Origin of the sequence: Klenkia terrae (assembly GCF_900491935.1) — a bacterium.
Classification (GTDB): Bacteria; Actinomycetota; Actinomycetes; order Mycobacteriales; family Geodermatophilaceae; genus Klenkia; species Klenkia terrae.
The window spans coordinates 2,348,681-2,363,101 of record NZ_UEXK01000004.1 but is presented as its reverse complement, the minus strand read 5'-3'; the positions used below and the strand labels follow the sequence as shown (position 1 = coordinate 2,363,101).

Here is a 14,421-nt window from a genome sequence, read left to right as displayed (position 1 = left end):
ACAGGTGCCGCTGGGCCCGCTCACCCCGCCGCGACCGGCGTGCGCGGCCGCCACCGGACGTGCTCGGGCTCCACGACGCCGTCGCGCAGCAGGGACAACCGCGGCGGCACCTTGTCCGTGCGCGACGTCGGGGGCTTGCGGCTGCCGCCGGCCCAGGGCGTCGGCCAGACCGCGCCGGGACCGGCGTAGCCCTGCTCGGCGGCGGCGTGCAGCGTCCACTGCCCGTCGTAGAGGTGGGTGCGGCCCAGCGCGCAGAGGTCCGCGCGCCCGGCGAGCAGGATCGAGTTGACGTCGTCGTGCGAGGAGATCGCCCCGACCGCGATCACCATCGCGCCGGCCGGCGCCGCCACCTCCTGCCGGATCCGGTCGGCGAAGGGGGTCTGGTAGGACCGCCCGAACGCCGGCTTCTCCTCCTTGGACACCTGGCCGGAGGACACGTGGACGGCGGCCGCGCCGTGCGCCACGAAGGCCCGGGCGATCTCCACGGCGTCGTCGTCGGTGTTGCCGTCGGGCAGCCAGTCGTGCGCGGAGATGCGCACGGTCACCGGCACCCGGCCCGCGACGACCTCGCGGACGGCGTCGAAGACCTCCAGCGGGAACCGCAGCCGGTTCGCCAGGCTCCCGCCGTAGGAGTCGGTGCGCTGGTTGGCGGCCGGGGACAGGAACGACGACAGCAGGTAGCCGTGCGCGGCGTGCACCTCGACCAGGTCGAACCCGGCGTCGACCGCCCGGCCGGCCGCGGCGGCGAAGTCGGCGACCGCGGTGTCCAGGTCGGCGCGGGTGGCCTCGCGGGGCACGTGGCAGCCGGGGCCGTAGGGCAGCGCGCTGGGCCCGACGACCTCCCAGTTGCCGCTCTCCAGGGGCTGGTCGATGCCCTCCCACATGAGCTTGGTGGAGCCCTTGCGGCCCGAGTGCCCGATCTGGACGCCGATCTTGGCCGGCGACCGCTCGTGCACGAACCGGGTCACCCGGGCCCAGGCGTCGCGCTGCTCGTCGGTCCACAGCCCGGGGCAGCCCAGGGTGATCCGGGCCTCCGGGGACACGCAGGTCATCTCGGTCATCACCAGGCCGGCGCCGCCCAGGGCCTTGCTGCCCAGGTGCACCAGGTGGAACTCACCGGGCACGCCCTCGTCGGCCACGTACATGTCCATGGGCGCCAGCACGACCCGGTTGGCCAGCTCCAGCCCGCCGATCCGGACCGGCTGGAACATGGCCGGGGCGGGCTCGCCGTCCCCGTGCCGGGCGGCGAAGGCGGCCTCGACCTGGGCGGCGAACACGGCGTCCCGGTCGCGCAGGTTCTCGAAGGTGATCCGGCGGGACCGGGTCAGCAGGTTGAACACGAACTCGGTCGGCTCCTGGCCCGCGTACATGCCGATCCGCTCGAACCACTCCAGCGAGGCCTGGGCCGCGCGCTGGGTGGACTCGACCACCGGCTTGCGCTCGTCCTGGTAGGCGGCCAGAGCCTGCTCGATCGTGGGGTGCTCGTGCAGGCAGGCGGCCAGCGCCAGCGCGTCCTCCATGGCGAGCTTGGTGCCCGAGCCGATGGAGAAGTGCGCGGTGTGCGCCGCGTCGCCCAGCAGCACCAGGTTGCCCTCGTGCCAGCACTCGTTGCGGACGGTCTGGAAGTTCAGCCACTTCGAGTTGTTGGTGAGCACCTCGTGCCCGGCCAGCTCGTCGGCGAAGATCTCCCGGATCCGCTCGACGGCGTAGGTGTCGCTCACCCCGGGCGGGAACTCCTGGCCCTCGGTCGCGCCGAAGCCCGCGCGCTCCCAGACGTCGTCGTGCATCTCGACGATGAAGGTCGAGCCGGTGTCGGAGAACGGGTAGCCGTGGATCTGCATCGTCCCCCACTCCGTGTGCTTGACGATGAACTGGAAGGCCTCGAAGACCAGGTCGGTGCCCAGCCAGATGTACTTGTTGTGCCGGCGGTCCAGCGTGGGGCCGAACGCCTGGGCGTGCGCCGTCCGGATCTGGGAGTTCAGCCCGTCGCAGGCCACCACCAGGTCGTGGGTGGCGCGCAGCTCCTCGACGTCGGGGGCCAGCGCGCGGTAGTGCACGGTGACGCCGAGCTCGGCGACCCGCTCCTGCAGGATCGACAGCAGCTCCTTGCGGCTCATCGCGGCGAAGCCCTGGCCGCCCACGGTGAAGGACTGCCCGTCGACCTCGACGTCGATGTCGGTCCACCGGGCGAAGCGGGACTCCATCCGCTGGTGCACGACCTCGTCGGCGCCCTCGATGCTGCCCAGCGTCTCGTCGGAGAACACGACGCCGAAGCCGAACGTGTCTTCGGGGGCGTTGCGCTCCCAGACGGTGATCTCGTGGCTGCTGTCCAGCTGGCGCAGCAGCGCGGCCAGGTACAGGCCACCGGGCCCGCCGCCGACGATCGCGACCTTCACGACTGCTCCCCCGTCTGCGGCACGGCCGCCCGGATCAGACCTTCCTGGACGACGGTGGCCAGGTGGACCCCGTCGGTGTCGTAGAACCGGCCCACCCCGGTGCCGCGGCCGTCCTCGACCGAGACCACCTCCTGGGCGTAGAGCAGCCAGTCGCCCATGACGACCGGCCGGTGGAACCACATGGCGTGGTCGAGGCTGGCGGTGACCAGGCCCTCGTCGGCCCACGCGTGCCCGAGCACCCGCAGGGCGGGCTCGAGGATCGTGTAGTCGCAGACGTAGGCCAGGGCGGCGGCGTCCCGCTGGGCGTCGTCCACGCCGGGCACCGGGCGCAGCGCGTCGAACGGGCGCACCCAGACCGCCTGCTGCGGGCCGGTGCCGCCGGCGACGTCGAGGTAGAGCGGGCCGGGCACGTGCCGCATGTCGAAGCTGCGGCCGCCGGCCCAGTAGGCGCGGGAGGCCTCGGTGCTGGTGCCGCCCTCGCGTCCGGCCAGCACGTCGGCCGCCGACGGCAGGTCCTCGGGCGCGGGGACGCCGGTCGGGGCGGCGGGCGCCCAGCTGCCGCCGGCCTCGCCCGCGGCGAAGCTGACCAGGCAGGTGTAGACCGGCTTGCCGTTCTGGAAGCCGCGGACCTGGCGGGTGGCGTAGCCGCGGCCGTCGCGCAGCAGCTCGACCTCGTAGCGGACCTGCCCGCCGATGTCGACCGGCCGCAGGAAGTAGGAGTGCATCGAGTGCACGGTCTTGCCGTCGGTGACGGTGCGCAGCGCGGCGACCAGCGCCTGGGCGACCATGTCCCCGCCGTAGGCCTTGGGCCACGGGCAGGGCTGGGTGGTCGCGGTGAAGGCCACGTCGTGCACCTCCGCCGGGGCCTCCTGCAGCGTGACCGCGGCGGTGAAGACCTCCGAGGTGGCGGTCACGGCCGGTCCGCCCAGTCGCGCAGGTCGGCGTCGTCCACCTGGGGCAGGTTGACCACGATGTTGTCCGGCGTCCGGGTGGTCATCCAGGTCAGCGGGTTGTTCCGGTCCAGGTTGCACTCGACGTGCGGCATGTGCGGCGGGACGAAGACCCAGTCGCCCTCGGACATGTCGATGTAGTCGTCGAACCGCTCGCCGAAGTAGATCCGGGCCCGGCCGCTGAGCACGAACCCGCCGGTCTCGGCCTCGCCGTGGTGGTGCGGCACCGAGCGGTAGCCGGCCAGGTTGTGCACCTGGCCGAACCAGATCTTCGTGGCCGGGGTGTGCTGCGGGCTGACCCCGGAGATGCGGGTCGCGCCCTCGCTCTGCGCCGTCCGGTCGGGCTCCTGGCCCGAGCGGGTGACGACCGGGACGACGAGGCCCGTGGCCGGGGTGATCAGGCGGTCGTTGCTGGGGTCCACGATGACTCCTCCTGGGTGAGACGGATGGTGTTGCGCAGGGTGCCGATGCCCTCGACCTCGGTCTCGAGCACCTCGCCGTCGGCGAGCCAGCGCTGCGGATCGCGGGCCATGCCGACGCCGCCGGGCGTGCCGGTGAGCACCAGGTCGCCGGGGCGCAGCACGGTGAAGGTGGAGACGTAGGCCAGCAGGTCCGCGGCGTCGAAGACCAGCGTGGCCGTGCTGTCGCGCTGCACCTCCACGCCGTCGATCCGGCAGGAGACGGCCAGCCCGGCGAAGGGGTCGACCTCGTCGGGGGTGACGACGACCGGGCCCAGCGGGGTGGTGGCGTCCCACGCCTTGCCCTGGAACCACTGCAGGGTGCGGCGCTGCCAGTCCCGGGCGGACAGGTCGTTGGCGACCGTCCAGCCGCCGATGGCCGCGCGGGCGGCGGCGCGGTCGGCCCGGTGCAGCGGGGTGCCGACGACGACGGCCAGCTCGGCCTCCCAGTCCCACTGCGCCGAGGCGTCCAGCCGCAGGTCGTCGGTCGGGCCGGTGAGCGTGTCGGCGAACTTGGCGAACAGCGTGGGGTGGGCGGGCAGCTCCCGGCCGGTCTCCCGGATGTGCTCGCCGTAGTTCAGGCCGCAGCAGACCACCTTGCCCGGGCGCGGCAGCGGGAGCACCGGCACCGCCCCGGGGACGACGGCACCGGGCGCCGCGGCCCAGGAGCCGTCGGCGAAGGCCGCGGAGAGGTCGCGCGCGGGCAGGGCGCGCCAGTCCTCGCCGTCCTGCACCGCTGCCGTCGTGCCGGTCGGTGTGCTGACCGTGGCGAGCCGCATCGGTCCCCCTTCTCGTTCGGTGTTGCATTCTGCGCACGATCGTTGCGTCGTTGTCAATACGATGACAGAGTGGCTGCGTCCGGACCGCCCCCACCACCAGGAGCCCGTCATGTCGCTCGAGCCGCAGGCCGTCAACCCGTCGTCAATGCCCACGCCGCGCGGCTACTCGCACGGCACGCTCAGCGGCAACACGCTGTACCTGGGTGGGCAGACCGCCCTCGACGCAGACATGCGGATCGTCCCGGGGGGGATCGTGGCGCAGTTCCGGCAGGCCTTCGGCAACGTGCTCACCACGCTGCGCGCCGCGGGCGGCGAGCCGGGCGACCTGGTCAGCATCACGATCTTCCTGACCGACATCCCCGACTACCAGGCGCACGGCAAGGAGATCGGCGAGGTCTGGCGCGAGCTGGCCGGCCCGGTCTACCCGGCCATGGCCGGGATCGGCACCACGGGCCTGTGGCAGACCGACGCGCTGATCGAGATCGTGGGCACCGCGGTCATCCCCGACGAGCGGCTCGTCCGGCCCTGACCTGCACGTTCCGCGCAGATGACGGGCGTCCCGGCGTTGACGCGCGCCGGGACCGCGTGCCCCAATGGACGCGCCGCCCACGAGGAGCCCGCATGGCCACCGCACTGCTCGCCCGTCACCCGCTGGTCGTCACGACGGAGCTGGACGAGGCGCGCAGCGAGGTCGCGCAGCGGTTCTGCCCCCACCACCTCGGGCTGACCCGCCGCGACGGGCGGCTGGACATGGTGCACAACGCGGCCGCCCTCGGTGAGGACGTCACGCTGGACTACCTGCGCTACGGCGACGAGGTGCGCATCGTGCCCGGGCGGTTCGAGGACTTCTTCCTGGTCCAGGTCCCGCTGGCCGGTCGCGCGCGGGTGCGGGTCGGCGACCGCGTCGTCCCGTCGGACACCACGCGGGCCTCGCTGGGCTCCCCCACCGAGCACGTCGACATGACCTGGGAGGCCGGCTGCGAGCAGCTGCTGGTCTACCTGCGCCGGTCCGCCGTCGAGGCGGCCGCGGGCGGTCCGGTCGTGTTCGACCCGCTGGTCGACCTGACCGCGGCACCGCTGCGGTCGTGGCTGCGCCTGGTGCACCTGGCGGTCGACGACCTGGGCGCCGGCGGCCCGCTGCTGCGGTCGCCGCTGGTGGCCACCCAGTTCGAGCAGACGCTGATCTCCGCGCTGCTGGCCGCCCAGCCCAACAGCACGACCGACGCGGTGCCGGCACCGGTCGGCTCCCGGGCGGTGCGCCGGGTGCTGGCCGCCATCGAGGCGGAGCCCGGGCGGGCCTGGCGGCTGGCCGACCTGGCCGGCACCGCCGGCGTCTCCGCCCGCTCCCTGCAGGAGGCCTTCCAGCGCGAGCTCGGCAGCACGCCGCTGGAGCAGCTGCGCCTGGTCCGGCTGACCCGGGCCCGCCGCGACCTGCAGGCCGCCGACCCCGGCACCACGTCGGTCACCGACGTCGCGGCCCGCTGGGGCTTCTTCCACCTGGGCCGGTTCTCCCAGGTCTACCGCGAGACCTACCGCGAGCTGCCCTCCCAGACCCTGGCCGGCTGAGCCACCGGGCCCACCGGGTCAGCGGCGGAGCGTGGCCGAGGGGGGCTCGGCGAAGCGCCGGCGGTAGTCCCCGGCGAACCGGCCCAGGTGGGTGAACCCCCACCGGAAGGCCGCGTCGGTGACCGTCAGGCTGCCGGGGTCACCGGCCTGCAGCGCGGCGTGCACCCGGTCCAGCCGGACGTCGCGCAGGTACTCGGTGGGCGTGCAGCCGACGTAGCGGCGGAAGCCCTGCTGCAGCGCCCGCACGCTCATGCCGGTGGCCTGGGCGACGTCCTCGACGGTGAGCGCCTCGGCGGCGTGGTCCCGGATCAGGTCGACGGCCCGCTGCAGCAGCCGGGGCACCGGGGTGCCCGACCCCTGCCGCAGCACGTCGCTGTAGTTGTTGGGCTGGCCGCACAGCAGCTGGGTGAGCAGCAGGCTGCGCAGCTGGGCCCGGGCGACCGGCGAGTGCACCAGGGCGCCGTCCTGCTCGGCCTCGGTGCGCAGCAGGTCGACCAGCCGGTGCCACGACCGGCCCTCGGGCGAGGTGAGGTCCAGGGCCGCGGTGAAGCGCAGCGGGCGGTGCACCTCGGCGCCGGTCAGCGTGCGCAGCTGGTCGTCGAGGGCGGCGCGCTCGAGCCGGACGATGAGCTGCGGGCTGCCGGCCGAGCGGACCGTGCTGATCGGCTCGGCCAGCGACAGGATCGCGCCGGTGGTGCGGTCGGCGACCACGGTGTCGGCGCCCTGGGTGATGGTGGACCGGCCGCCGAGCGGGATCTCGACCAGGAACGCGTCGCAGCCGCCGCGGGTGGTGATCCGCACGGGCGCGCCGTAGTCGAGCACCGTGACGCCGATGTCCTCGACCTGGTGCGCCCGCCACCGGGCCGACAGCGCGGCCGAGCGGTCGGGCAGCTCGAGCGTGTGCGGGCAGAACGCGGCGGCCACCACGTCCCGGGTCTCGTCCAGGTCAGCACTGCGCAGCACCGTGGCAGCGAGCATCGCGCACCATCCCTCTGCGCCGGACGGCGGCGCGGAGGGAAGCGTATGACCAATTCGGAGCGAACGTCAATGCAATGTCATGTTACGTCTGGGTACCGGGCGGGCGTCGGACCCGCCCGGTACCCACCCGCTCAGCCGACCGGGAGGCGGGTCTCGGCGGGCTTGAGCACCGTCGTCCGCAGGGTCGGGTAGGCGACCAGCACGACCACGAGGGCGACGACGAAGCCCAGCGCCGTCACACCGGTCTCCTGCAGGATCCCGCCGAGCAGCGCGGCGCCGACCACCGAGATGACCCCGGCCCAGTTGACCGACTCGGTCTCGCCCGGGTCGGCCACCCGGCGCTTCCGGACGATGAAGAAGTCGGCGATGATCACCCCGGCCAGCGCGGTGGTGGTGACGCCGAGGATGCCCAGGTAGCTGCCGATCAGGCCGAGGATGTCGCCGGCCACCATCAGCAGGGCGATGAGGTTGCCGACCACGACCATGGTGACCCGGCCCGGGCTTCGGCCGAAGAGGCCGTCGGCCAGGTTCGACAGCGACAGCGAGCCACTGTAGGTGTTGAGCACCTGCGCCTTGACCTGCGCGACGTACATCAGGACGAAGCCGAGCGTCCCGGCCAGGACGACGAAGAAGGCGCCGGCGTTGTTGGCGATCATCCAGGCCAGCTTGTCGGCCACGGTGTCGCCCACCTGCGTGGCGGCGATGTCCGGGTTGGCGGTCAGGTAGTCGCTGACCTCGCCCGAGCCCGCGTGGATGATGATCGTGCCGAGCACGACGACCACGACGTCGATCATCACCGCGCCGCCGACGGCGAGGATGCCGACGTCCTTGGTGGAGCGGGCGTAGCGGGCGAAGTCGGCGTCGACCAGCGCCAGCGCACCGGCCGAGCCGGCCAGGATCGACAGCACGGCGGTGAACCGGGCGGTGCCGCTCTCGAAGCCGGGGACCACGGGGCCGGCGGCGAACAGCTCGCCCAGCGACACGCTGGAGTCGGCCAGCGCCACGAACGCCAGGACGACGGTCAGCGCCACGAAGGCGACCAGCAGCACCATCGAGGTCTTCTGCACCAGCGGCAGGCCGAAGACGGTGAGCGCGATCCAGGCCAGCGTGAGCAGGCCGTAGATGACGACCGCGTTGAGCAGCGTGGGCGCCCAGCCGAACATGAACAGCGTGCCGTAGTAGAGCAGCGCGTTCTCCAGGGCGAGGAAGCCCAGGATCATGAACGCGAAGATCAGCGAGGCCAGCGCCGAGCCGCGGGTGCCCAGCCCGTAGAAGCGGGCGGTCACGGTGCTCGAGGTGCCCGACTTGTAGGCGACGTGCCCGACCAGCCAGCCCAGCGTGCCGCCGAAGACGGCGACGACGACGCCGGCGAGCAGGCCCCACCAGACGCCGGCGATGAGGGTGACGGTGCCGCCGATCGCCAGCTGGATCAGCGTGGAGGCGATGCCCGCGGTGTTGGTCATCAGACCCCATCCCGAGCGGCGCTCGGAGTCGGGGACGGCGGTGAGTGCGTGGTCCTCCATGCGGGCACGGAGCGCCGGTTCCACGGGGATGCGGTCTGCCATCGGGTGTCCTTCGGGAGTGGGGTCGCGGTCGAGCTGCCGCGGGACGTTAGGGAGGTCACACCCCCTGGGTCCATCCGCCCGGCGCACCCGCTGTCCGCATTCCGCACGGATGCGTTGACGCCGTCCCCACCTGGGCTTTCGATGCGATGACCCACCCGACTGCCCGTCCCCAGGAGCCCCGCCATGGCATCGCCCGCCCACGCCTTCTCCCACGTCGGCGCCACCGTCCCCGACCTCGAGGCCGCGGTCGGGTGGTACCGGGAGACCCTCGGCGCCTACCTGCTGGTCGGGCCGATCGAGGTGCTGGAGGACGGCTCGCCGCTGGGCGACGCGGCCGCGGCGATCTACGGCCAGGGCTTCCGCCGGTTCCGGTTCGCCCACCTGGCCTTCGCCGACGCGGTCGGCCTGGAGCTGTTCACCTTCGACGTCCCGGCGCTCGAGGTCCGCGAGGACAACTTCGAGTTCTGGAAGACCGGCATCAACCACTTCTCGCTCACCGCGCCCGACGTGCGCGAGGTGGCCGACCGGATCGCCGCGGCCGGGGGCCGGGTGCGGGCGGAGCCGGTGGTGCTGGACGCCGAGAAGGGCTACACGATCGTCTACTGCCAGGACCCCTGGGGCACCGTCATCGAGCTGTGCTCCCACCCTTATGCCCAGATGTGGGCCTGACCGGTCCGTCCCGCGCGGGTCAGCGGGAGCGGCGCAGGGTCTCCGCGGGGCTCTCCCCGAAGGCGGCCCGGTAGTCCACGGCCAGCCGGCCCAGGTGCGGGTGGCCCCAGCGGGCGGCGGCCTCGGTGACGGTGCCGGCCGTGCCGTCGGCGAGGCTGGCCCGGATGCGCTCGAGCCGGGTGCGGCGCAGGTAGGCCATCGGCGTGCAGCCCAGCTGCGCCCGGAACCCGGCCTGCAGCGCCCGGACGCTGACGTGCAGGGCCTCGGCGACGTCCGGGGTGCCCAGCGGCTCGGCGCAGTGCTCCTCGATCAGCCGGGTTGCCCGCCGGACGACGGTGTCCGACGTCGCCGGCGGCGCCGCCCGGCGGGTGGCGAGACCGGCGACCAGGCCGTCCACCAGCGCCGTCCGCAGCGACGCCGCGGCCACCGGGGACGCCGCCAGGCCGTCCGGCCGCTCGAGGTCGGTCAGCACCAGCTCGACCAGGCTGCGCCAGGAGCGGCCGGCGCCCCGGGTCAGGTCCAGCGCCGCCCCGCCGGGCGCCGGCACGTCCAGGCCGGCCTCCCGGGCCACGGCCGACCGGTCGGCCAGCAGCCGCTCGGCGACCTGCACCACCAGCCGGGGGTTGTCCCCGGAGTAGCCCATCCGCAGCGGCCGACCGGCCGGGGTGACCACCGCGGCGCCCGGCCCGGCCCCGACGACCCCGGAGCCTGCGTCGACGGTGGTCCGGCCGCCCAGCGGGATCTGCACCAGGTGGAAGTCCATGGCGTCCACCGCGACGTCGGCGGCCACCCCGTAGTCCAGGAAGTGCAGGCCGACCCCGCCGAGGTCGGCCCCGTTGTGCCGGGCGCAGAAGGTGCCGCCGCGGTCGGCCGGCACCAGCCGGTGCGGGGCCAGCGAGGCCGAGATCGCCGACTGGGCGGCCTCGATGCTGGTCGTCCGCAGGATGCGGTGGGAGGACAGCGGGACCGCCGAACGGGGCACGGATCCGCCTCCTGGGGTCGTCGCGAGCTCCTCGAGCGTAGGCCTTCGAAGCGTGCGATGTGGCCCTTGACACCCCAAAAAGTCACTCCTACGCTCCGCTCGTTCAGCCTGGCTGACATCTCGTCACGGTCCGCGGATCCCGCGACGCCGTCCCCGGCACCTGCACGGCACTGGCTGCAGCGGTGCGTCCCGGCAGCCGCCCCGCCGACGCCCACCTCCCCCGATGCACCACGAGAGGCCTCCATGACCGCCCACCCCTCCGTCGCGGAGTTCCGCGCGCACTTCCCGGCCCTGGCCGACACCACCTACCTGGCCAGCTGCAGCCAGGGCGCGCTCTCCGACGCGATGACCGCGGCCCTGCTGGAGTTCCAGTTCTCCATCCGGGAGCACGGCGCCCCGTGGGAGCTGTGGATGGGCAAGGTGGCCGAGGCCCGCGCCGGCTTCGCCCGGCACATCGGGGCCGACGTCGACGAGGTCGCCGTGGTGTCCACCGCGTCGGAGGGCGCCTTCCACGTCGCCTCGACCCAGGACTGGTCCACCCGCCCGCGCCTGGTCACCACCGACATGGAGTTCCCCTCGGTGGCCCACGTCTGGCTGGCCCAGCGGCCCCGGGGCGCCGAGGTCGTGCACGTGCCCGACCGCGACGGCGTCGTCGAGCTCGACGACTACCTGGCCCTGGTGGACGAGCGCGCCGCGCTGGTGTCGGTCCCGCTGATCTCCTACCGCAACGGCCTGCGGCTGCCGGTCCGCGAGGTCGTCGCCCGGGCCCGCGAGCTGGGCGCCAAGACGTTCGTCGACGCCTACCAGGGCATGGGCGTCGAGCCCGTCGACGTCCGTGAGCTCGACTGCGACTACCTGGTCAGCGGCTCGCTGAAGTACATGCTCGGCATCCCCGGCCTGGCGTTCCTCTACGTCCGCTCCGGCGTGCGCGACGACGTGGCCCCCTCGCTGACCGGCTGGTTCGGCCGGCAGGACCCGTTCAACTTCGACCCCCGGCACCTGGACCACCCGACGCACGCCCGCCGGTTCGAGGGCGGCACCCCGTCGATCCCCTCGGCCTACGGCGCCGTCGCCGGCCTCTCGCTGCTCGAGCAGCTGGACATGCACCGGGTGCAGCAGCACATCACCGAGCTGACCCGCAGCCTGCAGGACCAGCTCATGGCCGCCGGCGAGGTGACCCGCTCCCCCAAGGACGACGCGCTCCGCGGCCCGCAGGTCGCCCTCCTCGACGCCGACCCGCACGCCCTGGACGCCCACCTGAAGGCGCACTCGGTGATCGGCAGCCCCCGCGGCGACGTCGTCCGGCTGTCCTTCCACCTCTACAACGACGACTCCGACGTCACCCGGGCCGTGCAGGCCGTCGCCGACTACCGCAAGACCCACTGAGGGAGCAGACATGTCATCGACCACCGACACCCCGGGCACCGGCACCGGGTCCGACGGCGCCACCGGCACCGCCGGGCTGCAGCGCCGGCTCAACTCCAAGCAGCTGACCATGATCGGGATCGGCGGGGCCCTCGGCACCGGCCTGTTCCTGGGGGCCAGCCTCGCGATCTCGCAGGCCGGACCGGCGGTGATCATCGCCTACATCCTGTGCGGGCTGGTCGCGCTGGTCATCGCCGGGGCGCTGGCCGAGATGGTCGTGGTGCCCCCGACCGCCGGTGCCTTCGGCGCCATCGCGCACAACTACCTCGGCGCGGGCACCGGCTTCGTGCTGCGCTGGACCTACTGGGCGATGCAGGTGATCGCCATCGGCGGGGAGATGATCGCCGCCGGCGTCTACGTGAAGTTCTGGTGGCCGGACATCCCGCTCTGGCTGCCGGTGATCGTCTTCTCGGTGCTCGTGCTCGCCGTGAACGCCGCCGCCGTGCACCTGTTCGGCTCGTTCGAGTACTGGTTCGCGATGATCAAGGTGACCGCGATCGCCGTCTTCGTGCTGCTCGGCCTGGTCCTCGTCGTCTTCGGCCTGCCCGACCGGCCCGCCGTCGGCACCGACAACCTGCTGCTGGACGGCGGCTTCTTCCCCAACGGGATCACCGGCCTGATGCTGGCCATGGTCTTCGTGCTCTTCAGCTACATCGGCACCGAGGTCGTCTCGGTCACCGCGGCGGAGTCGGAGAACCCGCAGCGGGACATCCCCCGCGCCGCCCGGGCGATGGTCCTGCGGCTGGGGCTGTTCTACGTGCTGGCGATCATGGTCGTCGTCCTCGTCGTGCCGTGGACCCTCACCGCGCAGGGCGGCACGATCAACGCCAGCCCGTTCGTCACCGTGTTCGAGGGCGCCGGCATCCCCGCGGCCGCCGGCATCATGACCTTCGTCGTGCTGACCGCGGCGCTGTCCAGCGCGAACACGAACCTGTACCTGACCACCCGGATGATGCACTCGCTGGCCGAGCACCGGCTCGCGCCGGCCTGGGCCGGTCGGCTCAGCACCAGCGGGGTGCCGCGCAACGCCCTGGCGCTCTCCGCCCTGGGCATGGTCGTGGCCGCGATCCTGTCGGCGAACGACTCCGGCCAGGCCTACCTGGTGCTGTTCGGCATCTCGGTCTTCGCCGCGATCGTCGTCTGGCTGCTGATCCTCGCCACCCACGCCTCCTTCCGCGCCACCCGGCGCAAGGAGGGCCTGCCGCCCTCGCCGGTGCAGCTGTGGGCCGCGCCGGTCACCCGCAGCGTGGTCGCGGTGTTCCTGGTCGCCGTCCTGGTCTCGACCTACTTCGTCGAGGGCCTGGACCCGGCCTGGCAGTTCGGCCTGCCGTTCTTCGTCCTGCTGGTGGCCACCTACCTGGTGATGAAGAAGACCGGGCGGTGCGACCACCTGCTGGCCGAGACGCGGCTCCCCGACTACGAGCCCCGCGCGACCGACGCGTGACGAACCGACCCCCCTCGACCCGCAGGAGAACAGCATGGTGACCATCCGACGCACCTCCACCGCCCACTGGGAGGGCGACCTGGAGACCGGCAGCGGCCACATCGGGGTCGGCCGCACCGACCTCGACCTGCCCTTCAGCCTGAAGACCCGGATGGGCGGGGAGCCCTCGACCAACCCGGAGGAGCTGCTGGCCTCGGCACTGTCGGGGTGCTACTCGATGTCGCTGGCCAACGAGCTGGCCGGCAACGGGACGCCGGCCACCCGGATCACCTCGACCTCGACGGTGCACCTGGTGCAGGGGCCCGACGGCTTCGGGATCCCGACCGTCGACCTCGAGGTGGCCGCGCAGGTCGACGGCGTGGACGACGACGCCTTCCAGCGGATCGCCACCACCGCACACGAGGGCTGCCCGGTGTCCCGGCTGTTCCGGGCCGACGTCCGGCTGACCGCCCGGCTGGTGGCCCCGTGAGCGCCCCGGCCCGGGTCGGCGGGGACCTGCCCGCCGGCCGGGCCGGGATGCCGGTGCACTACCGCGACGTCCCCGCCGTCACCGCCGACGGCGTGGCCGTGCACCGGGTGCACGCCGACCCCGACGGGTCCGGGCTGGAGATGGCGGTCCTCGTCGTGGCCGACCACGGCACCCGCCGGGTGGACGCCGGCCGGGACGAGCTGCTCTACGTGCTCGGCGGCCGCGGGGAGGCCGTCGTCGACGGGGTCGCCCACGACCTCGTCCGCGACACCGCCGTCCGGGTGGCCGGCGACGCCGCCTACGAGCTGCGCAGCACCGGTGCCGAGCCGCTCGAGGTGGCCGTCGTCTCCGGGCGCGTCGACCCGGGCACCCCGGCCACGGTCGGGCCGGTCAGCCTCGACCTGGCCGACCGGGCCAAGCACCCGGCGGTCAGCAGCCGGGAGTACCAGCTGCTGTTCGACCCGGACTGCGGCTGCTCGGGCATGACCCAGTTCGTCGGCTACGTCCCGGCGCTGCGCACCCCGCGGCACACCCACCCCTACGACGAGATGCTGTGCATCGTCAGCGGCACGGGGACCGTGGAGATCGAGGGCGTGGAGCAGGAGGTGTCGGCCGGCTGGTGCTACTACCTGCCGCGCGGCACCGTCCACCTGGTCCAGAACCGCGCCGAGGAGCACCTGGTCGAGCTGGGGGTCTTCACCCCGGCCGGCAGCCCCACCCAGAACACGCCCGTCGAGTGA

General features: G+C 73.5%; 14 protein-coding genes. 7 read left to right on the top strand and 7 right to left on the bottom strand.

Annotated features, from left to right (window positions below; all coding sequences use genetic code 11):
• Positions 1 to 20: 20 nt before the first annotated feature.
• Genes LFA75_RS12045 through LFA75_RS12030 form a run of 4 tightly spaced genes read right to left on the bottom strand, consistent with a single transcriptional unit; the run spans position 21 to position 4,583 of the window.
• Entirely contained in the window at positions 21 to 2,396 is a 2,376-nt protein-coding gene (locus LFA75_RS12045) for a bifunctional salicylyl-CoA 5-hydroxylase/oxidoreductase (RefSeq protein ID WP_225233878.1), read from the bottom strand.
• Positions 2,393 to 3,310, bottom strand: a complete 918-nt coding sequence (locus LFA75_RS12040; protein ID WP_225233877.1) for an acyl-CoA thioesterase — start codon at positions 3,308 to 3,310, stop codon at positions 2,393 to 2,395. Before LFA75_RS12040 ends, LFA75_RS12045 begins: the two co-directional genes overlap by 4 nt.
• Positions 3,307 to 3,768 (bottom strand): cupin domain-containing protein, encoded by a 462-nt coding sequence (locus tag LFA75_RS12035; RefSeq protein ID WP_225233876.1) that lies wholly within the window; start codon positions 3,766 to 3,768, stop codon positions 3,307 to 3,309. The genes LFA75_RS12040 and LFA75_RS12035 overlap by 4 nt, the downstream gene beginning before the upstream one ends.
• The gene (locus LFA75_RS12030) at positions 3,744 to 4,583 is read right to left on the bottom strand and encodes a fumarylacetoacetate hydrolase family protein (RefSeq protein WP_225233875.1); all 840 of its coding nucleotides are present in this window, start codon (positions 4,581 to 4,583) and stop codon (positions 3,744 to 3,746) included. The genes LFA75_RS12035 and LFA75_RS12030 overlap by 25 nt, the downstream gene beginning before the upstream one ends.
• Before the next feature lie 109 nt (positions 4,584 to 4,692).
• Here LFA75_RS12030 and LFA75_RS12025 point away from each other — a divergent pair, with 109 nt between their 5' ends.
• Positions 4,693 to 5,112, top strand: coding sequence for a RidA family protein (locus tag LFA75_RS12025; RefSeq protein ID WP_225233874.1), 420 nt, complete (start codon positions 4,693 to 4,695; stop codon positions 5,110 to 5,112).
• A gap of 92 nt (positions 5,113 to 5,204) precedes the next feature.
• Positions 5,205 to 6,149: an AraC family transcriptional regulator gene (locus LFA75_RS12020; protein WP_225233873.1), complete on the top strand. Its 945-nt coding sequence runs from the start codon at positions 5,205 to 5,207 to the stop codon at positions 6,147 to 6,149.
• 18 nt (positions 6,150 to 6,167) lie between these two features.
• Here the strand turns inward: LFA75_RS12020 and LFA75_RS12015 are convergent, their stop codons facing one another.
• Positions 6,168 to 7,127 carry an AraC family transcriptional regulator gene (locus tag LFA75_RS12015; protein ID WP_225233872.1) on the bottom strand — a complete coding sequence of 320 codons (960 nt, stop codon included), beginning with the start codon at positions 7,125 to 7,127 and terminating at the stop codon, positions 6,168 to 6,170.
• 131 nt (positions 7,128 to 7,258) lie between these two features.
• Positions 7,259 to 8,692, bottom strand: a complete 1,434-nt coding sequence (locus LFA75_RS12010; protein WP_225233871.1) for a purine-cytosine permease family protein — start codon at positions 8,690 to 8,692, stop codon at positions 7,259 to 7,261.
• 183 nt (positions 8,693 to 8,875) lie between these two features.
• Between LFA75_RS12010 and LFA75_RS12005 the strand changes: the two genes are divergently transcribed.
• Positions 8,876 to 9,361, top strand: a complete 486-nt coding sequence (locus LFA75_RS12005) for a VOC family protein (RefSeq protein ID WP_225233870.1) — start codon at positions 8,876 to 8,878, stop codon at positions 9,359 to 9,361.
• A gap of 19 nt (positions 9,362 to 9,380) precedes the next feature.
• On the opposite strand, the gene LFA75_RS12000 is transcribed toward LFA75_RS12005, so the two are convergent.
• The gene (locus LFA75_RS12000) at positions 9,381 to 10,343 is read right to left on the bottom strand and encodes an AraC-like ligand-binding domain-containing protein (protein ID WP_225233869.1); all 963 of its coding nucleotides are present in this window, start codon (positions 10,341 to 10,343) and stop codon (positions 9,381 to 9,383) included.
• 243 nt (positions 10,344 to 10,586) lie between these two features.
• On the opposite strand from LFA75_RS12000, the gene LFA75_RS11995 reads away from it, so the two are divergent.
• Genes LFA75_RS11995 through LFA75_RS11980 form a run of 4 tightly spaced genes read left to right on the top strand, consistent with a single transcriptional unit; the run spans position 10,587 to position 14,421 of the window.
• Positions 10,587 to 11,729 carry an aminotransferase class V-fold PLP-dependent enzyme gene (locus LFA75_RS11995; RefSeq protein ID WP_225233868.1) on the top strand — a complete coding sequence of 381 codons (1,143 nt, stop codon included), beginning with the start codon at positions 10,587 to 10,589 and terminating at the stop codon, positions 11,727 to 11,729.
• A 10-nt stretch (positions 11,730 to 11,739) separates the two neighbouring features.
• A complete protein-coding gene (locus LFA75_RS11990; protein ID WP_225233867.1) occupies positions 11,740 to 13,212 on the top strand; it encodes an amino acid permease in 1,473 nt (490 codons plus the stop codon).
• Positions 13,213 to 13,246: 34 nt separating this feature from the next.
• A complete protein-coding gene (locus LFA75_RS11985; protein WP_225233866.1) occupies positions 13,247 to 13,681 on the top strand; it encodes an OsmC family peroxiredoxin in 435 nt (144 codons plus the stop codon).
• Complete coding sequence (locus LFA75_RS11980) at positions 13,678 to 14,421, top strand: cupin domain-containing protein (RefSeq protein WP_225233865.1); 744 nt, start codon at positions 13,678 to 13,680, stop codon at positions 14,419 to 14,421. The genes LFA75_RS11985 and LFA75_RS11980 overlap by 4 nt, the downstream gene beginning before the upstream one ends.

Coding starts and splice junctions, on each gene's coding strand:
- LFA75_RS12030 (WP_225233875.1), bottom strand. CDS start 4,583: ATGCGGCTCGCCACGGTCAGCACACCGACCGGCACGACGGCAGCGGTG.
- LFA75_RS12025 (WP_225233874.1), top strand. CDS start 4,693: ATGTCGCTCGAGCCGCAGGCCGTCAACCCGTCGTCAATGCCCACGCCG.
- LFA75_RS12020 (WP_225233873.1), top strand. CDS start 5,205: ATGGCCACCGCACTGCTCGCCCGTCACCCGCTGGTCGTCACGACGGAG.
- LFA75_RS12015 (WP_225233872.1), bottom strand. CDS start 7,127: ATGCTCGCTGCCACGGTGCTGCGCAGTGCTGACCTGGACGAGACCCGG.
- LFA75_RS12010 (WP_225233871.1), bottom strand. CDS start 8,692: ATGGCAGACCGCATCCCCGTGGAACCGGCGCTCCGTGCCCGCATGGAG.
- LFA75_RS12005 (WP_225233870.1), top strand. CDS start 8,876: ATGGCATCGCCCGCCCACGCCTTCTCCCACGTCGGCGCCACCGTCCCC.
- LFA75_RS11995 (WP_225233868.1), top strand. CDS start 10,587: ATGACCGCCCACCCCTCCGTCGCGGAGTTCCGCGCGCACTTCCCGGCC.
- LFA75_RS11990 (WP_225233867.1), top strand. CDS start 11,740: ATGTCATCGACCACCGACACCCCGGGCACCGGCACCGGGTCCGACGGC.
- LFA75_RS11985 (WP_225233866.1), top strand. CDS start 13,247: ATGGTGACCATCCGACGCACCTCCACCGCCCACTGGGAGGGCGACCTG.